Annotated in this window: 16 protein-coding genes; 6 read left to right on the top strand and 10 right to left on the bottom strand. The window is 67.5% G+C overall.

Annotation, left to right across the window (positions count from 1 at the left end; genetic code table 11):
- Window positions 1-53: 53 nt before the first annotated feature.
- On the top strand, window positions 54-248 hold the full coding sequence (locus V6M37_RS05185) for a twin transmembrane helix small protein (RefSeq protein ID WP_332671460.1): 195 nt from the start codon (window positions 54-56) through the stop codon (window positions 246-248).
- Here the strand turns inward: V6M37_RS05185 and V6M37_RS05180 are convergent, their stop codons facing one another.
- The 6 genes from V6M37_RS05180 to coxB all read right to left on the bottom strand — a co-directional run bounded on the left by V6M37_RS05180 (window position 249) and on the right by coxB (window position 4765).
- Window positions 249-1100, bottom strand: a complete 852-nt coding sequence (locus V6M37_RS05180; RefSeq protein ID WP_332671459.1) for a cytochrome c oxidase subunit 3 — start codon at window positions 1098-1100, stop codon at window positions 249-251.
- A gap of 166 nt (window positions 1101-1266) precedes the next feature.
- Window positions 1267-1500 (bottom strand): DUF2970 domain-containing protein, encoded by a 234-nt coding sequence (locus V6M37_RS05175; RefSeq protein ID WP_332671458.1) that lies wholly within the window; start codon window positions 1498-1500, stop codon window positions 1267-1269.
- The gene (locus V6M37_RS05170) at window positions 1497-2054 is read right to left on the bottom strand and encodes a cytochrome c oxidase assembly protein (protein ID WP_332671457.1); all 558 of its coding nucleotides are present in this window, start codon (window positions 2052-2054) and stop codon (window positions 1497-1499) included. The genes V6M37_RS05175 and V6M37_RS05170 overlap by 4 nt, the downstream gene beginning before the upstream one ends.
- Window positions 2051-2158: a cytochrome oxidase small assembly protein gene (locus tag V6M37_RS05165; protein WP_332671456.1), complete on the bottom strand. Its 108-nt coding sequence runs from the start codon at window positions 2156-2158 to the stop codon at window positions 2051-2053. Before V6M37_RS05165 ends, V6M37_RS05170 begins: the two co-directional genes overlap by 4 nt.
- An 11-nt stretch (window positions 2159-2169) precedes the next feature.
- Window positions 2170-3747 carry a cytochrome c oxidase subunit I gene (ctaD, locus tag V6M37_RS05160; protein WP_332671455.1) on the bottom strand — a complete coding sequence of 526 codons (1578 nt, stop codon included), beginning with the start codon at window positions 3745-3747 and terminating at the stop codon, window positions 2170-2172.
- Window positions 3748-3850: 103 nt separating this feature from the next.
- Window positions 3851-4765: a cytochrome c oxidase subunit II gene (coxB, locus tag V6M37_RS05155; protein WP_332671454.1), complete on the bottom strand. Its 915-nt coding sequence runs from the start codon at window positions 4763-4765 to the stop codon at window positions 3851-3853.
- 556 nt (window positions 4766-5321) lie between these two features.
- On the opposite strand from coxB, the gene rfaE2 reads away from it, so the two are divergent.
- The gene (rfaE2, locus tag V6M37_RS05150; protein ID WP_332671453.1) at window positions 5322-5810 is read left to right on the top strand and encodes a D-glycero-beta-D-manno-heptose 1-phosphate adenylyltransferase; all 489 of its coding nucleotides are present in this window, start codon (window positions 5322-5324) and stop codon (window positions 5808-5810) included.
- A 188-nt stretch (window positions 5811-5998) separates the two neighbouring features.
- On the opposite strand, the gene V6M37_RS05145 is transcribed toward rfaE2, so the two are convergent.
- The gene (locus tag V6M37_RS05145) at window positions 5999-6352 is read right to left on the bottom strand and encodes a hypothetical protein (RefSeq protein ID WP_332671452.1); all 354 of its coding nucleotides are present in this window, start codon (window positions 6350-6352) and stop codon (window positions 5999-6001) included.
- 72 nt (window positions 6353-6424) lie between these two features.
- Between V6M37_RS05145 and recQ the strand changes: the two genes are divergently transcribed.
- The 3 genes from recQ (at window position 6425) to V6M37_RS05130 (ending at window position 11121) form a co-directional block, all read left to right on the top strand.
- Window positions 6425-8257 carry a DNA helicase RecQ gene (gene recQ / locus V6M37_RS05140; protein ID WP_442880993.1) on the top strand — a complete coding sequence of 611 codons (1833 nt, stop codon included), beginning with the start codon at window positions 6425-6427 and terminating at the stop codon, window positions 8255-8257.
- A 340-nt stretch (window positions 8258-8597) separates the two neighbouring features.
- On the top strand, window positions 8598-9947 hold the full coding sequence (locus V6M37_RS05135; RefSeq protein ID WP_332671450.1) for a dicarboxylate/amino acid:cation symporter: 1350 nt from the start codon (window positions 8598-8600) through the stop codon (window positions 9945-9947).
- Between the two features lie 262 nt (window positions 9948-10209).
- Entirely contained in the window at window positions 10210-11121 is a 912-nt protein-coding gene (locus tag V6M37_RS05130) for a YihY/virulence factor BrkB family protein (protein ID WP_332671449.1), read from the top strand.
- A 42-nt stretch (window positions 11122-11163) separates the two neighbouring features.
- Here the strand turns inward: V6M37_RS05130 and V6M37_RS05125 are convergent, their stop codons facing one another.
- Window positions 11164-12552 (bottom strand): fused MFS/spermidine synthase, encoded by a 1389-nt coding sequence (locus V6M37_RS05125; protein WP_332671448.1) that lies wholly within the window; start codon window positions 12550-12552, stop codon window positions 11164-11166.
- 81 nt (window positions 12553-12633) lie between these two features.
- Here V6M37_RS05125 and V6M37_RS05120 point away from each other — a divergent pair, with 81 nt between their 5' ends.
- On the top strand, window positions 12634-12864 hold the full coding sequence (locus tag V6M37_RS05120) for a hypothetical protein (RefSeq protein ID WP_332671447.1): 231 nt from the start codon (window positions 12634-12636) through the stop codon (window positions 12862-12864).
- Here V6M37_RS05120 and V6M37_RS05115 read toward each other — a convergent pair.
- Window positions 12854-13906: a Glu/Leu/Phe/Val dehydrogenase dimerization domain-containing protein gene (locus V6M37_RS05115; protein WP_332671446.1), complete on the bottom strand. Its 1053-nt coding sequence runs from the start codon at window positions 13904-13906 to the stop codon at window positions 12854-12856. The genes V6M37_RS05120 and V6M37_RS05115 overlap by 11 nt on opposite strands.
- Before the next feature lie 197 nt (window positions 13907-14103).
- Window positions 14104-17706, bottom strand: a complete 3603-nt coding sequence (locus V6M37_RS05110) for an indolepyruvate ferredoxin oxidoreductase family protein (protein ID WP_332671445.1) — start codon at window positions 17704-17706, stop codon at window positions 14104-14106.
- Window positions 17707-18066 lie beyond the last annotated feature (360 nt).

Here is an 18066-nt window from a genome sequence, read left to right as displayed (position 1 = left end):
GCGGAAAAACCGCGCGAGAATGAGCGCCGATCCCAGCCCGCCGGAGTCCCGTCATGCGCATCGTCGTGATCGTCTTCCTCGTGCTCATCGTCGGCAGCCTCGCGTCGGCGCTGCTGTTCCTGCTCCGCGACCAGGGAAAGGGGCGGCGCACGGCGCGGGCGCTGGCGATCCGCGTCGGGCTGTCGATCGCGCTGTTCGTGCTGCTGATGGCGGGGTTCGCGACGGGGCTGATCACGAAGCGCCTCTGACTACAGCCAATACACGACGACGAAGAGCATCAGCCAGACGACGTCGACGAAGTGCCAGTACCACGCGGTCGCCTCGAACGCGAAGTGGTGATCGGGGCGGAAATGGCCGGCGAGCACGCGGCCGAGCGTCACCGTCAGCATGATCGCGCCGATCGTCACGTGAAGCCCGTGAAAGCCGGTCAGCATGAAGAAGGTCGAGCCGTAAATGCCGGTGTCGAGCCGCAGGTTGAGTTCGCCGTACGCGTGGATGTATTCGTAGATCTGGAAGCCGAGGAAGGTCGCGCCGAGCAGGATCGTCAGCAGCAGGCCGAGTTTCAACTGCGTGCGGTTGCCTTTCAGCAGGCCGTAGTGCGCCCAAGTCAGCGTGCCGCCGGAGGTCAGCAGGATCAGCGTGTTCAGCGCCGGAATGCCCCAGGCGCCCATCGGCGTGAACGGGTCGACGAGGTAGGGGCCGTCGGTCGGCCACGCCGGCGTGAAGCCGGGCCAGATCAGGGCCTCGTTGGCGCCGCTCGCGAGCGACGGCACGGTCAGCACGCGCGCGTAGAACAGCGCGCCGAAGAACGCGCTGAAGAACATCACTTCCGAGAAGATGAACCAGCCCATCGACCAGCGGAACGAGCGGTCCACCTTTGCGCCGTACTTGCCGCTCTCGGATTCGCGGATGACCTGTCCGAACCAGCCGAACAGCATGTAGACCAGGACCGCGATGCCGAGGAAGAACACCCACTGGCCCGGGCCGACGCGATTGAGCCACATCACCGCGCCGGACGCGAACAGCAGCAGCGCGATCGAGCCGAAGATCGGATATTTCGACGGCTCGGGGACGAAATATCTTTCCATCGCGTGCGTCATGAGTGCCTCCCAGTTTGGCCGTCGTTTCGCAGTTCCCCGCGCCGTGACGCGGCATTTGCCGTTTCGACGCCGGCCGAAAAAACCCTCGCCTCGCCCCTGCCCGCGCCACCGTCGCGACTGGACAAGCTTCTCGTCGCGCCTCGCCCCTGGCGCCGGGAGGGGCCCGCTACGCCCGGACGACGAAGGTCACGACCGCGACCAGCGTCAGCACGAACACCAGGCCGCCGAGCAGGCCGGCGACGATCACCGCCTTCGGGTCGAGCGAGCTCGCGTCGAGGTGGTAGTCGTCCCGCCGCCGCACGCCGAGGAACGCCCACATCACCGCCTTCAGCGTCGCCCAGAATCCCGCCCGCCTCGCCCGCGGCTGCGGCGCGTCCGGGCCGCGCTCCGCGTCGCTCAAGACGGGGTCCCCTTGCCTCCGTCGCTGACCATGCGCCGCCCGGCGATCTCGAAGAACGTGTAGGAAAGCGTGATCGTGCCGACATCCGGGGGCAGGCCGGGATCGACGACGAAGGCGACCGGCATCAGCCGCTTCTCGCCCGGCGCGAGCGTCTGCTGCGTGAAGCAGAAGCACTCCATCTTGCGGAAGAATTTCCCGGCCAACTGCGGCCCGTAGCTCGGCACCGCCTGGCCGGTGACCGGCTCGCTGCGACCGTTCGATACTTCGTACGCGACGGTCACGAGTTCCCCCGGATGCACCTGTACCGACGCCTGCAGCGGACGGAACTTCCATGGCAGATCATGGACGTTGGCGTCGAACTGCACGGTGACGGTGCGCGTCGCGTCTACCTGCGTGTTCGCGACGGAGTCCGCGCGGAGCAGATTGTTGAGGCCGGTGACTTCGCAGATCTTTTCGTAGAACGGCACGAGCAGGAAGCCGAAGCCGAACATCACGACCGCCGCGAGCGCGAGGCGCACCAGCAATCGACGGTTTTCGGAGGCCGCGCCGTTCATTGCCCGAACACCTTGTACTTGACGATGACGCCGACGAAGAACGCGAGCGCGACCGCCGCGAGCAGCAAGCCGGTGCAAAGGTTCCTGGAGCGCCTGGAGTTCATCTCGGCCGGCCTCAGCGCAGGACCGGCGCCTCTTCGAACGTGTGATGCGGCGCCGGCGACGGCACCGTCCATTCGAGCCCGTCGGCACCCTCCCACGCCCGCGCCGACGCGCGCGCGCCGCCGCGCACGCACTTCACCGCGACGACGATGAAGATCAGCTGCGACAGCCCAAAACCGAACGCGCCGATCGTCGCCATCATGTTGAAGTCCGCGAACTGCAGCGAGTAGTCGGGAATGCGCCGCGGCATGCCGGCGAGCCCGAGGAAGTGCATCGGGAAGAACGCGACGTTGAAGAAGATCATCGAGCACCAGAAATGGATCGTGCCGAGCCGCTCGTCGGGCATGTGGCCGGTCCATTTCGGCAGCCAGTAGTACGCGCCGCCGAACAGCGCGAAGAGACTGCCGGCGACGAGCACGTAGTGGAAGTGCGCGACGACGTAGTAGGTGTCCTGCACCTGGATGTCGATCGGCGCGACCGCGAGGATCAGGCCGGTGAAGCCGCCGATCGTGAACACGAGGATGAAGCCGACCGCCCACAGCATCGGCGGCTCGAACGTCATCGAGCCGCGCCACATCGTCGCGACCCAGTTGAACACCTTCACGCCGGTCGGCACCGCGATCAGCATCGTCGCGTACATGAAGAACAGCTGGCCGGTTGCGGGCATCCCGGTCGTGAACATGTGGTGCGCCCACACCGAGAACGACAGGATCGCGATCGCCGCGATCGCATAGACCATCGACGCGTAGCCGAACAGCGGCTTCCTCGCGAAGGTCGGGATGATCTGGCTGATGATGCCGAAGGCCGGGAGGATCATGATGTAGACCTCCGGGTGGCCGAAGAACCAGAAGATGTGCTGGTACATCACCGGGTCGCCGCCGCCGGCCGCGTTGAAGAAGCTCGTGCCGAAGTGGCGGTCGGTGAGGACCATCGTCACGGCGCCGGCGAGCACCGGCATCACCGCGATCAACAGGTACGCGGTGATCAGCCACGACCAGCAGAAGAGCGGCATCCGCATCAGCGTCATGCCCGGCGCGCGCATGTTCAGCACGGTGACGATGATGTTGATCGCGCCCATGATCGAGCTGATCCCCATGATGTGCACCGCGAAGATCGCCATGTCCTGGCCGATGCCCATCTGCACCGATAGCGGCGCGTACATTGTCCAGCCGGCCGCGGTCGCGCCGCCGGGCACGAAGAACGAGCCGATCAGCAGGATCGCTGCCGGCGGCAGCAGCCAGAAGCTCCAGTTGTTCATCCGCGCGAACGCCATGTCGGAGGCGCCGATCATCAGCGGGATCTGCCAGTTCGCGAAGCCGACGAAAGCCGGCATGATCGCACCGAAGATCATCACCAGCCCGTGCATCGTCGTGAGCTGGTTGAAGAACTCCGGCTGCACGATCTGCAGGCCGGGCTGGAACAGCTCCGCGCGGATCGTCAGCGCGAGCACGCCGCCGGACAGGAACATCACGAAGGCGAAGATCAGGTACATCGTGCCGATGTCCTTGTGGTTCGTCGTCGTGACCCAGCGCATCAGGCCGGTCGGACCGTGGTGGTGGTCGTGCAACTGATCGGGGGTTACCGCGGCCATGCTGCCTCCTTGACGTTCCCTTGCCGGTACGAGGCCCGGCCCGCCTACTGTCTGCCGCCCGCGGCGTCGGTCGAGTCGCTGTTCACCCGCGGGCGCGGTGCCTTCACTCGGTCGCCGTGCTGCCGCCTGCCGCCGACGGGTGCGGCGTGCCCTCGCGCGCGGCGCTCGCGCCGGTCGTCGGCGTATTGATCGGCGGGTTGGGGTGATCCTCGCCACCGGAAGCGGCCAGCTGACGCGCGACCCATTCGCTGTACGCCTGCAGCGATACGACGTGCACTTCGACCGGCATGAAGCCGTGGTCGCGCCCGCACAGCTCGGCGCAGTTGCCGCGATAGACGCCTTCGGTGTCGGCGCGGAACCACGCGTCACGGATGAAACCGGGTATCGCGTCCTGCTTGACGCCGAACGCCGGTACCCACCATGAATGAATCACGTCGTTCGCCGTCATCAGCACCCGGATGCGCTTGCCGACAGGCACGACGAGCGGGTTGTCGACTTCGAGCAGGTAGTTCGGGCCCTTCGCCGCGTTGCCCTCGATCTGCTCGCGGGGCGTCGACAGGTTCGACACGAAGCGGATGCCCTGGCCTTCGCCCTGCAGGTAGTCGTAACCCCACTTCCACTGGTAACCGGTGGCCTTGATCGTGATGTCGGGGTTCGACGTGTCCTTCATCGCGATCACGGTCTTCGTCGCCGGCCACGCCATACCGAGCAGGATGAATACCGGGATCACGGTCCACGCGATCTCGACGGTCGTGTTCTCGTGGAAATTCGCCGCGACCGCCCCGCGGGACTTGCGGTGGCTGAAGACCGCCCAGAACATCACGCCGAACACGCCGACGAAGATCACCAGGCAGATGATCAGCATCATCGTGTGCATGTCGTAGATCTGCGCGCCGATCTCGGAGACCGGGGGCGGAAGGTTGTACTTGCTCTTCGCCATCGCATCGCCCTGCGCGAGGGCGGAGCGAGCGGCGACGAGCAGGGTGACTGGAGCTGCGGCGCGACCGGCAAAACTCATGTCCCAACCCCCATCGATTGCGGTGGCGGCATCCGCGAAAGCGCGGGCCTTCGCGAGAAGCGCGGCCCCTTTTTCGGAGAGCCCGATGGAAACAGGAGGGACCGCGCCGCCTTTCCGCGATCTCCCGGTCTGCAGGACGATTCGCAGGGAGTCTTACCGGAGCGGGAAATGCGACGGGCAAACCGCCTGTTCGAACCGATCATGCCATAGCGAAATCGGCACCCGCAATAACGGTTTTTTGCGGCGGATCAAGATATTGCGTTGCAATACGTGGTACTGCCGCGACCGTCGCGAAGAGGGCTGCTTTTCGGTGCGGGTTTTCCCGGATGCACGGCTGTTGCAGCGCAGCATGCATACGACAAAGAGATGACTCCGGACTCTCCGGTAGGGTTCGCACGCACTATCCGGTAGGCCCCCTTCCCGCGAGACCGGCTCACCGGAGCGCGGCGCAGTCCGCCCACGTTCGCCCGGCGCGGCGCCGCCGCTTTTTCCGTCACCCGCGACCGTCGTGCCTGCGCGGGCTAGAATTGGCGCCCGTTCCGAGACGTCACCGCCAATGCCCTATCCCCGCCCCGCTTTCGAATCGAAAATCTGCCCGCCCGACGACTTGCCCGCGCGCGCCGCGGCGCAGGCGCGCCCGCTCGTCTTCACGAACGGCTGCTTCGACATCCTGCACCGCGGACACGTCACCTATCTCGCGCAGGCGCGGGCGCTCGGCGCGGCGATGGTCATCGCGCTGAACACCGACGCGTCGGTCCGGCGGCTGGGCAAAGGGGAGGACCGGCCGGTCAATCCGCTCGAAGACCGCCTCGCGGTCATGGCGGCACTCGAATGCGTGGATCTCGTGACGTGGTTCGACGAGGACACGCCGCTCGCTCGCATCCTCGACGCACGGCCCGAGGTGCTCGTCAAGGGCGGCGACTGGGCCGTGGACCGGATCGTCGGCGCGGCGGAAGTGCGGGGCTGGGGCGGCGCGGTGCACTCGATTCCGTTCGAGCACGAACGCTCGACGACCGCGCTGCTCGGCCGCATTCGCGGCGGCTGACGCGCGCGAGAAGACCGTCCGCACCGCGGGCGGCGGCGATTGTTCACGCGGCAAGCAAAACCGCCTCCGGGCCGGATCCTTCGACTTCGCTCAGAACCGGTCTGTCGAAGCCGGGCAAGCATGAACGCCCATCGACAAGCCCGGAGCGAACGGGGTTGCCTGTCCGATTACCGGGTCAATCGCCCCGGTCAGCGCGGGCGGCGCTGCCGCTCCGGGTCCTGCCAGATCGCGCCCGTCGAATCCTCGAACTGCGGAAAGAGCGCGTCGTGCTCGAGCAGCAGCCGCAGGATCGTCACGGCGTGCTCGGCCGGAAAGCCTTGGCGCGTGCCGCCCCGGGTGTCGTTGAGCAGCGCGTTGATGAAATCGCGACCGTCCTTGCTGCCCCACAGTTTTTCGAGTTTCTCGAGGTGGGGAAATGCAGTGTACAGCGCTGAAACGTCGGTTTTCCGCATTCGTTGCCCCCGGAATCTGTCCTGATCGCACTGCTTGGCACCCTTGGCCGGGCGCGATCCTACCCGCACGCCGCGGTCGAGAATATTCACCCCGCATTTTCCGTGCTCGCGCCGCCACCTTACCCGCCCCCTCCGCCTCCGTGGCGGACGATCGCCGGTAGAATGGCGCCGATGAGCACCGACCCCCGATCCCCATCCGCGCTTCACCTGCTCGAACACGTTTTCGGCTACACCGCGTTCCGCGGCGAGCAGCACGCGATCGTCGAACACGTCGCGGCCGGGGGCGACGCGCTGGTGCTGATGCCCACCGGCGGCGGCAAGTCGCTGTGCTACCAGATCCCTGCGCTGCTGCGCCCCGGCACCGCGGTCGTGGTCTCGCCGCTGATCGCGCTGATGCAGGACCAGGTGAGTGCGCTGCAGGAAGCGGGGGTGGCGGCAGCCTATCTGAACTCGAGCCAGACCAATGACGAATCCATCACGGTCGAGCGCGACCTGGTCGGCGGACGGCTCGATCTGCTGTATGTCGCACCGGAACGCCTGCTGACCGGGCGGCTGCTCGCGACGCTCGAACGCCTGCATCGCGACGGCCGCCTCGCGCTGTTCGCGATCGACGAAGCGCACTGCGTGTCGCAATGGGGCCACGACTTCCGGCCCGAGTACCTGCAGTTGTCGGTGCTGCCGGAGCGTTTTCCCGGCGTGCCGCGGATCGCGCTGACCGCGACCGCGGACCCGGAAACGCGCGAGGAGATCGCCGAGCGCCTCGGCCTCGTCGACGCCCGCCGCTTCGTGTCGAGCTTCGACCGCCCGAACATCCGCTACCGGATGGTCGACAAGGACAACCCGCGCAACCAGCTCCTCGCGTTCATCCGCGACGACCACGCCGGCGAAGCCGGCATCGTCTATTGCCTGTCGCGCCGCAAGGTCGAGGAGACCGCGACGTGGCTCGAGGAACAGGGCATCCGCGCGCTCCCGTACCACGCCGGAATGCCGCAGGAAGTGCGCGCGGCGCACCAGAACCGCTTCCTGCGCGAGGACGGCATCGTGATGTGCGCGACGATCGCGTTCGGCATGGGCATCGACAAGCCGGACGTGCGCTTCGTCGCGCACCTCGACCTGCCACGCTCGATCGAGGGCTACTACCAGGAGACCGGCCGCGCCGGTCGCGACGGCCTTGCGGCGCAGGCGTGGATGACGTGGGGCGCGCAGGACGTCGTGCAGCAGCGGCGCATGATCGACGAATCCGAAGGCGCCGAGGACTTCAAGCGGCGCGCCCGCGCGCGGCTCGACGCGCTCGTCGGCCTCGTCGAGACGACCGGCTGCCGCCGCCGCCACCTGCTCGCGCATTTCGGCGAGGCGAGCGAACCCTGCGGCAACTGCGACAACTGCCTCGAACCGCCGCGCACGTGGGATGCGACCGACGCCGCGCGCCGCGCGCTGTCGGGGGTCTTCCGCACCGGCCAGCGCTTCGGCGCCGGGCACGTGATCGACGTGCTGCGCGGCGAACTCACCGACAAGGTGCGCGACTGGGAGCACGACAAGGTCAGCACCTTCGGTATCGGCACCGATCTCGACGAGAAGACCTGGCGCACGCTGTTCCGCCAGCTCGTCGCGCACGGCCTGCTCGCCGTCGACCACGACCGCCACAACGCGCTGACGCTGACCGACCTCGCGCGCCCGCTGCTGCGCGGCGAATCCGAATTCGCGCTGCGGATTCCGCCCGAAAAGCAGCGTGCCCGCCGCAGCCGCAGCACGCGCCTTGAGATCCCCGACGGCGTGCCGCTGACGCTGTTCGACCGTCTCCGCGCGTGGCGCGCCGCGACCGCCCGCGAACGCAACGTGCCCGCGTACGTGATCTTCCACGACGCTACGCTGCGCGAGATCGCGATCGCGCGCCCCGCGAGCCTCGCCGACCTCGCCGGCATCTCGGGCATCGGCGACCGCAAGCTCGACGCCTACGGCACGGCGATCCTCGAAGAGATCACGCGGGAAGTCTAGAAACCGGCCTCGCCCCCAAAAACCGCCAAACCTTCCGCAGGCGGGACTTTCCGCCCCCGCGCAGCCGTGCCGGTTTCCCGTCGCGGTTCACCCGGCAGTCCGCCGCCGGACGCGGTCGTCCTGCAGGCCCCCTGTAGCGGCGTCCATCTCCCGTCGTGATTCGCCCAATCCGGGTACGTTCCGGGCATGGCGTTCGCTCGTCCACCGCACTGCGGATTTCCACAATTCGGATGTCCACAACTCGGAAGTCCACAACAGTCGACGGGTCTTGATGGACGCCATACTCGCGTCCCCGCCAGAGTTGTTCGGGTAGATACGTCAGCGGAGTGAGGAGAGAGATATGGCAAGAAAGGCCGTTTTCAAGAGTCTGTATTTTCAGGTGCTGGTCGCAATCACGATCGGCGTGTTGCTGGGGCATTTCTACCCCGAAACCGGCGCGGCGATGAAGCCGCTCGGCGATGGCTTCATCAAGCTCATCAAGATGATCATCGCGCCGATCATCTTCTGCACGATCGTCGTCGGCGTCGCCGGCATGGAGGACATGAAGAAGGTCGGCAAGACCGGCGGCCTCGCGATCCTGTACTTCGAGGTCGTCAGCACGATCGCGCTGATCATCGGCCTGATCGTCGTCAACGTCTGGCAGCCCGGCGCCGGCATGAACGTGGATGCCTCGACGCTCGACACCAAGGCCATCGCGCAGTACGCGGCCCCGGGCAAGATGCAGACAACAACCGATTTCCTGCTCAACATCATCCCGGCGACCGTCGTCGACGCGTTCGCGAAGGGCGACATGCTGCAGGTGCTGTTCTTCTCGCTGCTGTTCGGCTATTCGCTGCATGCCTTCGGCGAGCGCGGCAAGCCGGTGTTCGACTTCATCGAGCGCCTGTCGCACATCCTGTTCGGCATCGTCGGCGTGATCATGAAGGTCGCCCCGATCGGTGCGTTCGGCGCGATGGCCTTCACGATCGGCAAGCACGGCCTCGGCAGCCTCGCGCAGCTCGCGCAGCTGATGGGCGCGTTCTACCTGACCTGCCTCCTGTTCGTGTTCGTCGTGCTCGGTTCGATCGCGAAGGCGCACGGCTTCAGCGTCATCAAGCTGATCAAGTACATCAAGGAAGAGCTCTTCCTCGTGCTCGGCACGTCGTCGTCCGAGTCGGCGCTGCCCCGCCTGATGGCGAAGATGGAAAACGCCGGCGCGCAGAAATCGGTCGTCGGCCTCGTGGTGCCGACGGGCTACTCGTTCAACCTCGACGGCACGTCGATCTACCTCACGATGGCCGCGGTCTTCATCGCGCAGGCGACGAACACGCCGCTCGACATCGGCCAGCAGATCACCTTGCTCCTCGTGCTGCTGCTGACGTCGAAGGGCGCGGCGGGCGTCACCGGCAGCGGCTTCATCGTGCTCGCGGCGACGCTGTCGGCAGTCGGCAACGTGCCGGTCGCCGGCCTCGCGCTGATCCTCGGCATCGACCGCTTCATGTCGGAAGCCCGCGCGCTGACGAACTTCGTCGGCAACAGCGTCGCGACGCTGGTCGTCGCGAAGTGGTGCGACGCGCTCGACACGAAGCGGCTCAACGCGGTGCTGTCCGACGAGACGGAAGACGAAGCGGACGTGCCGGAAGCGGTGCTCGACGACAGCGTCGCGACGATGGATTTCCACGCGCCGCGCCCCGCGACCCAGCACCACTGATCGCTAACCCATCCGTCGGCGTCCTGCCGACGGCGCTTTCCCGCCTCGCGCGGTTCGCGGCCCGGTTACCCCGGGCCGTTTGCTTTTTCGGCCGACCGTCGCGCTGGCGCGCGCAGGACGATCGCCGCGGCGCAGCCTCCTCCCCCGCCGCAGCGCACCGTGCCGGCCCCCTGGAATGTGCGAGCGAGTCGTCCGCAGCGCCTTAGCGACGAGGGCACGACACTTGCATCACGTCGTTCGAAAACCGCCGCTGGAGAGGGCCATGGCAACGTCGTCAGGAAAGCTCTGGGCGCTCGCGAAGCAGTCGGTCAACGCGTGGATCGACGACCGCGCATCGAGCATGGGGGCGGCGATCGCGTTTTACACGATGTTCTCGCTCGCGCCGCTGCTGCTGATTTCGATCGGCATCGCCGGGCTCGTTTTCGGCGAGGATGCGGCGCGCGACGCGATCGTCGAGCAGGCGGGCGGGCTTGTCGGCGAAACCGGCGCAGAGGGCGTTCGCAGCGTGCTCGACGCGTCCCGCGACCCGGAAGGCGGCGCGATCGCGGCCCTCGTCAGCATGATCACGCTCGTCATCGGTGCGACCACCGTCTTCGCCGAGTTGCAGTCCGACCTCGACGTCGTCTGGAAAGTCCCGCCGGAAAAGCAGAGCAGCGGGATCTGGGGACTGATCCGCGCGCGGCTGCTGTCGTTCGGCATGGTGCTCGGCGTCGGCTTTTTACTGATCGTGTCGCTGGTCCTCAACGCCGCGCTCGCCGCGCTCGGCAAATGGTGGGGAGCGTGGTTCAGCGAGTGGGAGCTGACGTTGCAGACGGTGAACTTCCTCGTGTCCTTCGCCGTCGTGACCGGGCTCTTCGCGATGATCTACAAGATCCTGCCGAGCGAAAGGATCGCCTGGGGCGACGTGTGGATCGGCGCGGCGGTGACGTCGCTGCTGTTTTCGATCGGCAAGTTCCTGATCGGCCTTTATATTGGCAGGAGCGCGCTCGCGTCCGGTTTCGGCGCCGCGGGCACCTTCGTCGTCGTCATCGTCTGGGTGTATTACTCGAGCCTCGTGTTCCTGCTCGGCGCCGAGTTCACCCATGAATATGCGCAGGGCGCGGGATCGAAATCGCCGGGGCGCGGCAGCGGAGAAAACAGCGCGCTACCGCGCACGCGGTCGGCGGGACAGTGACCGAACAGGGTCGTTCGACGCGGAACCGCCGACGAGGTGCGCTCAGCGCGAGCGCAGGATGTCCACGTCCGCGCGGTTGCGCTCGTCGGTGTACGGCTGCACGTCCGCCGGCACCGGGCCGGCGAAGCATTGGACGAGCACGTTCGATGTCGGGCGATCGCGGAACAGGATCTCGACGGCGCAAGGGCCATATACCGACTGGATCGTTGCGATGAGGTTGCGCGCGTAGGGGGTCGCGAGGCGCGAATCGACGATCAGGTTCGCGAACATCAGGCCATCGGGTCGCAGCACGCGGCGCGTACCCTGCCAGAACTCCTGCGTGACGAGGTGAGCGGGGATGCTCGTCAGCGCGCTGTAGGCGTCGACGACGACGGCGTCGAAGTGCTCATCGGTGTCGGTGACGAAGCGGCGCGCATCCGCGACGACGAAGCGCCCGCGCGCCTTGTCACCGAGAAACTCGCGCTCGGCGAGCTCGCGCACCGCCGGGTCGATGTCGACGTAGAGATAGTCGTTGTCGGGCTCGAGGTGCGACAGCGTGAAGCCGCCGGCGCCGAGGACGAGGATGCGCTTCTCGCGAAAGCCGAGTTCGGCGACCAGCAGCTCGCGCAGCCGCTCGATATAGCGCGTGTAACGCGGCGGCTTGCTGTCGTCGATCATCGATGCGACCTGGTTGTTGATCCAGAACACCCGCGGATCGTTCATGTCGGGTACCGTCACGCGCTCCGTCCGGTAGGTCGCGTAGGCGGTCTCGATCTGCTGCGGTAGGACGACGTTGCAACCGAACGCCGCAGCGGCGACCAGGGCGATGCGCGGCAGATCGCGCCAGCTCCGCGCTGCGGGCGCATCGCCGAGCCACGGTACGAGCGCGAGCAGCAGCAGCGCACAGGCGAGCACCGCCGCGTACACCCCCAGCCATTGCATCACGAGCAGCGACAACGACAGCGAGCCGAGGAACGACCCGAGCGTCGACCAATACAGCGCCTCGCCGCTGCGCGCGCCGACGCGTTCGTCGCGCAGCAGGTTCGTCAACAGCGGCACCGTCTGCCCGAGCAGCCACGCGATCGGGCACAGCACTGCGCCGATGAAGATCAGGTAGGCGAGCAGCGCCGGGCGGACGTGGGCGAACAGCGCGTCGACGACCGGTCCGGCGAGCCCGACGGCGACGATCGCGGCCGCGAGCAGGAAGTTGTGCCGCACGCGGACGAGGAAGCCGCGCTCGACGCGTCCGCCCGCCTGGTAGCCGAGCGCGAGCGCGAGCAGGAAAAAGCCGATCGTCGGCGCGGTGACGGTGATCGAGCTGCCGACGTGCGGCACGAGCCGGCGCAGCGCGATGATCTCGGCGCCGAGCGACGAGAACCCTTCGACGAACACGGTCGCGAAGAGCACGGCCCCGGGGAGCGCGAACGGAACGGGCTTCGGTGAGCGATTCATGGGCAACTCGACATCGGCAGGCACGGCGACGGGGGATGCGCCGCACGCCTCCCGCGTCGGCCGCCGGATAGACTACGCCTCATGCGCGACCTCCTGCACCCCGTCCTGCTCGGCCTCCTCGTCGTCGTGATCGGCGCCATCGCGCATCGCGGCAGCCGCGGGGCCGGGAAACTTGCTGGCCGGCTCGCCGCGGACGACGAAGACGTGGGCGCGAAAGACGCCGTCGGAAAAGACGCATCGGAGGAGAACGCCGTCCGGAAGGGCGAAGCGAAGGAAGGCGCGCCCGAAAATGGGGGACAGATCAGCGCTTGAACCGCTCCTCCGCGATCGCGTCGGCGACTTCGCCGGTCGGACGTTCTTCCTTGCGGGCGCGCGCGAAGATCTCGATCAGGTTGTCGTGGATGCCGTCGATATGGCGCCTCAGCGCGGCGGCGTCGAAATTGCCGATCCGCTCGTAATACACGTCGATGATGCCGCCGGCGTTGATGACGTAGTCCGGCGCGTAGAGGATGCCGCGCTCCATCAGCGAGGCGCCGTGGCGCGGCTCGGCGAGCTGGTTGTTGGCCGCGCCGGCGACGATCTTCGCCTTGAGCTGCGGGATCGTCCGGTCGTTGAGCACGGCGCCCATCGCGCACGGCGCGAACACCTCGACGTCGAGCGCGAAGATGTCCTCGGGCGCGACGACCGTCGCACCGAGTTCCTTGCCCGCGGCGAGCAGCGGTTCACGGTAGAGGTCGGTGACCCACAGCTCGGCGCCCACGTCCTTCAGCCGGCGCGCGAGATCGAGGCCGACGTGGCCGAGGCCCTGGACCGCGACGCGCAGGCCTTCGAGCGATTCACGGCCGAGCCGCTCCTTCACCGCGGCGCGGATGCCGACGAAGGTGCCGTACGCGGTCGACGGCGACGGGTCGCCGCTGCGCGTCCCGTGCTCGGCGGGCTTTTCACGGACGCCCGAGACGTGCCGCGTGAACTGCGACATGTACTGCATGTCGGCGACGCCGGTGCCCGAATCCTCCGCGGCGACATAGCGGCCGTTAAGGTTCTCCACCGCACGCGCGAACGCCCGCAGCAGCTCGGGCGTCTTGTCGGTGCGCGGGTTGCCGATGATCACCGACTTGCCACCGCCGAGCTTGAGGTTCGCGATCGCCGACTTGTAGGTCATGCCGCGCGACAGCCGCAGCACGTCGCGCACCGCCTCGTCCTCGCTCGCATACGGCCACATCCGGCAGCCGCCGAGCGCGGGCCCGAGGTTCGAGTTGTGCACCGCGATGATCGCCTTGAGGCCGCTCCGCTCGTCGCTGCAGAACACGACCTGCTCGTGGTCGGCGAAATCGGGGGTCGAAAATACGCTCATTGCCTGTCTCCTTCGTTGGTCTTGAGGATGCGGCAAACCCGCCGCCACCGCTTATGGCGATGGCGGACGGATGCGCCGCGGGGAATCGGTGTCGCCGCATGTCCGGGGCGACGCCTTGCGGCCGGTGGTTTCCTTCATCTGCTTGGACCCGCCGGCGCGGGCGGGGTTACGCGAGGCGCCGAAGCCGTCCGACACGGCTACGCGGCGACGACGCGGATCGTCCTGCGCTCGCCGCGGGCGGCCGACGCTGTCGCGTTGCCGCTGCCGCGCAGCGCGTCGAGCAACTCCGCCTCGCGCTTTTTGGCGTTCGCGACGTAGCGCTCGCGCACGTGGCCGAAACCGCGGATCTGCTCGGGGAGCTGCGCGAGTTCGACCGCGGTGTCGTAGTTCGCGGCGTCGAGCTTCGCGAGGATTTCGTCGACGACGCGCTCGTAGTCGGCGATCAGCCGGCGGTCGAGCTTGCGGTCGTGCGTGCGCGCGAACGGGTCGAGCGCGCTGCCGCGCAGCCCCTTCATCTTCGCGAGCACGCGCATCGCCTTCAGCATCCACGGGCCGTACTTTTTCTTCTGCAACTGACCGGTCGCCGGGTCCTTGTCCGCAAGCGTCGGCGGCGCGAGATGGAACACGAGCTTGTAGTCGCCTTCGAACGCTTCCTCGACGCGCTTGATGAAGTCGCTCGCGGTGTAGAGCCGCGCGACTTCGTACTCGTCCTTGTAGGCGAGCAGCTTGTGGTAGCCGCGCGCGACCGCCTCGGTGAGCCGCGTGCGGCCGCGCGCGACCTTCGCTTCGGCTTCGCGCACGCGCTCGACGAGCCGGGCGTAGCGCCCGGCGTACGCGGCGTCCTGGTAGTCGGCGAGGTAAGCCTTGCGCCGCGCGATCACTTCGTCGAGCGACGCCGACAGCTTGTGGTGCTCGGGCGTGCCGTACCGCGGCTTCGCGGCGGCCTCGACCGCGTCCGGATCGACCGCCGCGCGCCGGCCCCACTGGTACGCGGCCTTGTTCGCGTCGACCGCGGCGCCGTTGATCTCGATCGCACGCAGGATCGCCTCGCCCGACAGCGGCACGAGGCCGCGCTGCCACGCGAAGCCGAGCATGAAGAGGTTCGTCGCGATCGAGTCGCCGAGGATCGCGGTCGCGAGCCGCGACGCTTCGAGGAACTCGACGTTCCCGCTGCCGACCGCGTCGGCGATCTGCCGTTCCATCGAGCCGGCCGGGAACTGCGGGTCCGGGTGCTTCGCGACGTCGCCGGTGCGCGCCTGCGCCGCGAAGCCGCGCACGAACTCGCTGGTGTTCGTCTGGTCGCGGTTGATGACGACGCGGGTGTGCCCGATGCGCATCTTCGCGAGCGACTCGTCACTCGCCGACACGACCAGATCGCAGCCGATCACGACGTTAGCGTCGCCAGCGGCGACGCGCGCGGCGAAGATGTCCTCGGGCCGGTCGGCGATCTTCACATGCGACCACACCGCGCCGCCTTTCTGCGCGAGGCCGGCCATGTCGAGCACCGAGACGCCCTTGCCTTCGAGGTGCGCGGCCATGCCGAGCAGCGCGCCGATCGTCACGACGCCGGTGCCGCCGACGCCGGTGATCAGAATGCCCCACGGCGCCGCGGTCGCCGGCAGCGCGGGCTCCGGCAGCGACGCGAACGCGTCGGCGCTCGCATCGGCCGCCTTGCCCTTCCGGAGCCGGCCGCCTTCGACGGTGACGAAACTCGGGCAGAAGCCTTTCACGCACGAGTAGTCCTTGTTGCACGACGACTGGTCGATCGTGCGCTTCCTGCCGAACTCGGTCTCGACCGCCGCCACCGACATGCAGTTCGACTTGTCGCTGCAGTCGCCGCAGCCTTCGCAGACGAGGTCGTTGATGACGACGCGGGTCGCGGGGTCGGGAAATTTGCCGCGCTTCCTGCGGCGGCGCTTCTCGGCCGCGCAGGTCTGGTCGTAGATGATCGCGGTCACGCCCGGCACCTCGCGCAGCTCGCGCTGCACCGCGTCGAGCTCGTCGCGGTGGCGGATTGGCACGCCGTGCGGCAGGTCGGCGGGGCCGTACGCGCGGGGCGTGCCGTCGTTGACGACGACGATGTTATGCACGCCTTCGGCGGCGAGCTGGCGCGCGATGATCGGCACCGACAGCGTGCCATCGTGCGGCTGCCCGCCGGTCATCGCGACCGCGTCGTTGTATAGGATCTTGTAAGTGATGTTGACCTGTGCGGCGACCGCGGCGCGGATCGCGAGAATCCCCGAGTGCATGTAGGTGCCGTCGCCGAGGTTCGCGAACACGTGCTTCGTTGCGGTGAACGGCGCCTGGCCGATCCATGGCACGCCTTCGCCTCCCATCTGGCAGAAAGTCTGGGTGGACTCGGGCGACAGCCAGGTCGCCATGTAGTGGCAGCCGATGCCGGCGATCGCGCGCGAGCCTTCGGGCACTTTCGTCGAGGTGTTGTGCGGGCAGCCGGAGCAGTAGTGCGGCACGCGCGCGATCGACAGCCGCGGCTTCGCGAGCGCGGCTTCCTTCGCGTCGAAGAACGCGAGGCGCGCCTTGATGCGATCCGACGTGTAGAAGCGTGCGATGCGCGCGGCGATCACGCGCGCGATCATCGCCGGCGTCAGGTCCCCGGCCGCGGGCAGCAGCCACTCGCCATGCGGAAGCGCCCACTCCCCTTTCTCGTCGAACTTGCCGATCACCCGCGGACGGACGCTTTCGTTCCAGTTGTAGAGCTCTTCCTTCAGCTGGTATTCGAGGAACTGACGCTTCTCCTCGATGACGAGGATTTCGTCGAGCCCTTCGGCAAAGTGGCGCACCCCTTCGGACTCGAGCGGCCACACCATGCCGACCTTGTAGAGGCGGATGCCGATCTCGGCCGCGAGCGCGTCGTCGATACCGAGGTCCTCGAACGCCTGGCGCACGTCGAGATAGCTTTTTCCGGCGGTGATGATGCCGAGCTTGGCGTTCGGACTATCGATGACCGTCTTGTTGAGCTGGTTCGCGCGGCAGTAGGCGAGCGCCGCGTACAGCTTGTGGTGCATCAGGCGCTCTTCCTGCACGAGCGGCGGGTCGGGCCAGCGCAGGTTCAGGCCGTCGGCGGGGAGCGGGAACGCCTCGGCCGACGGAATTACGGTCTTGACCCTCAACGGATCGATGTCGACCGAGCCGGACGTCTCGACGGTGTCGGTCAGCGCCTTGAACGCGACCCAGCAGCCCGAGTAGCGCGACAGTGCAAAGCCGTGCAGGCCGTATTCGAGGTAGTCCTGGATGCCCGCGGGCGCGAGCACCGGCATCATCATCGCCTTGAAGACGTGCTCGGTCTGGTGCGGCAGCGTCGAGCTCTTCGCGCCGTGGTCGTCGCCGGCGATCACGAGCACGCCGCCGTGCTCCGACGTGCCCGCGGCGTTCGCATGGCGGAACACGTCGCCGCTGCGGTCGACGCCCGGCCCCTTGCCGTACCAGATCGCGAACACGCCGTCGTACTTCGCGTTCGGGTCGAGGTTGACCTGCTGCGTGCCCCAAACCGAGGTCGCCGCCAGGTCCTCGTTCAGGCCCGGTTGGAAGCGGATGTGATGCGGCTCGAGATATTTCTTCGCCTTCCAGAACTCCTGGTCGACGTTGCCGAGCGGCGAGCCGCGGTAGCCGGTGACGAAGCCGGCGGTGTTGAGGCCGGCAGCCTCGTCGCGCAGCCGCTGCATGATCGGCAGGCGCACCAGCGCCTGGATGCCGGTTATATAGGCGCGGCCGCAGGTCAGCGTGTATTTGTCGTCGAGCGAGACGGGGCGAAGTGCCGTCGGGGAGGCTGTCTGTGCCATGGCGTTTGAACCGTCGCAGACCGATATGCGGGGCGCTCGTGACGCCCGTGTCCGGCCTGCCGACGTGGTCTCCTGTGTGGTTGCTGTTATTGCGCGTCGCGGCATCCGACGGCGCATTGGCATCGTAAGGAGAAAACCGGGCAAAAAATTTCCTTCTTCTCGCCGGAATTCAGAATTTCCGGAAATAACTTTTCCTGTTTCCGCACGATTCTGCAAAAACGCTTCGACGCACTCCGACGCGCCGCAACATCGCGCGGAAAATCGGACGACCTCGCGGTGCCGGATATGCGAAACCGCGACCTGTCCGGCGCAATGCGTACATTCCGTGCTTGAAAACGGTCGCGAGCCGTCGAGAATGGC

Source organism: Aromatoleum sp. (assembly GCF_036675785.1).
Lineage (GTDB): Bacteria > Pseudomonadota > Gammaproteobacteria > Burkholderiales > Rhodocyclaceae > Aromatoleum.
Note: the sequence above shows the minus strand (reverse complement) of the source record. Positions and strands in the feature narration are given on the sequence as shown.

What these genes read in the sequence shown, in the direction of transcription:
- V6M37_RS05185 (WP_332671460.1), top strand. Translation starts at nt 54, where the DNA reads ATGCGCATCGTCGTGATCGTCTTCCTCGTGCTCATCGTCGGCAGCCTC.
- V6M37_RS05180 (WP_332671459.1), bottom strand. Translation starts at nt 1,100, where the DNA reads ATGACGCACGCGATGGAAAGATATTTCGTCCCCGAGCCGTCGAAATAT.
- V6M37_RS05170 (WP_332671457.1), bottom strand. Translation starts at nt 2,054, where the DNA reads ATGAACGGCGCGGCCTCCGAAAACCGTCGATTGCTGGTGCGCCTCGCG.
- V6M37_RS05165 (WP_332671456.1), bottom strand. Translation starts at nt 2,158, where the DNA reads ATGAACTCCAGGCGCTCCAGGAACCTTTGCACCGGCTTGCTGCTCGCG.
- ctaD (WP_332671455.1), bottom strand. Translation starts at nt 3,747, where the DNA reads ATGGCCGCGGTAACCCCCGATCAGTTGCACGACCACCACCACGGTCCG.
- coxB (WP_332671454.1), bottom strand. Translation starts at nt 4,765, where the DNA reads ATGAGTTTTGCCGGTCGCGCCGCAGCTCCAGTCACCCTGCTCGTCGCC.
- rfaE2 (WP_332671453.1), top strand. Translation starts at nt 5,322, where the DNA reads ATGCCCTATCCCCGCCCCGCTTTCGAATCGAAAATCTGCCCGCCCGAC.
- recQ (WP_442880993.1), top strand. Translation starts at nt 6,425, where the DNA reads ATGGCGCCGATGAGCACCGACCCCCGATCCCCATCCGCGCTTCACCTG.
- V6M37_RS05135 (WP_332671450.1), top strand. Translation starts at nt 8,598, where the DNA reads ATGGCAAGAAAGGCCGTTTTCAAGAGTCTGTATTTTCAGGTGCTGGTC.
- V6M37_RS05130 (WP_332671449.1), top strand. Translation starts at nt 10,210, where the DNA reads ATGGCAACGTCGTCAGGAAAGCTCTGGGCGCTCGCGAAGCAGTCGGTC.
- V6M37_RS05125 (WP_332671448.1), bottom strand. Translation starts at nt 12,552, where the DNA reads ATGAATCGCTCACCGAAGCCCGTTCCGTTCGCGCTCCCCGGGGCCGTG.
- V6M37_RS05120 (WP_332671447.1), top strand. Translation starts at nt 12,634, where the DNA reads ATGCGCGACCTCCTGCACCCCGTCCTGCTCGGCCTCCTCGTCGTCGTG.
- V6M37_RS05115 (WP_332671446.1), bottom strand. Translation starts at nt 13,906, where the DNA reads ATGAGCGTATTTTCGACCCCCGATTTCGCCGACCACGAGCAGGTCGTG.
- V6M37_RS05110 (WP_332671445.1), bottom strand. Translation starts at nt 17,706, where the DNA reads ATGGCACAGACAGCCTCCCCGACGGCACTTCGCCCCGTCTCGCTCGAC.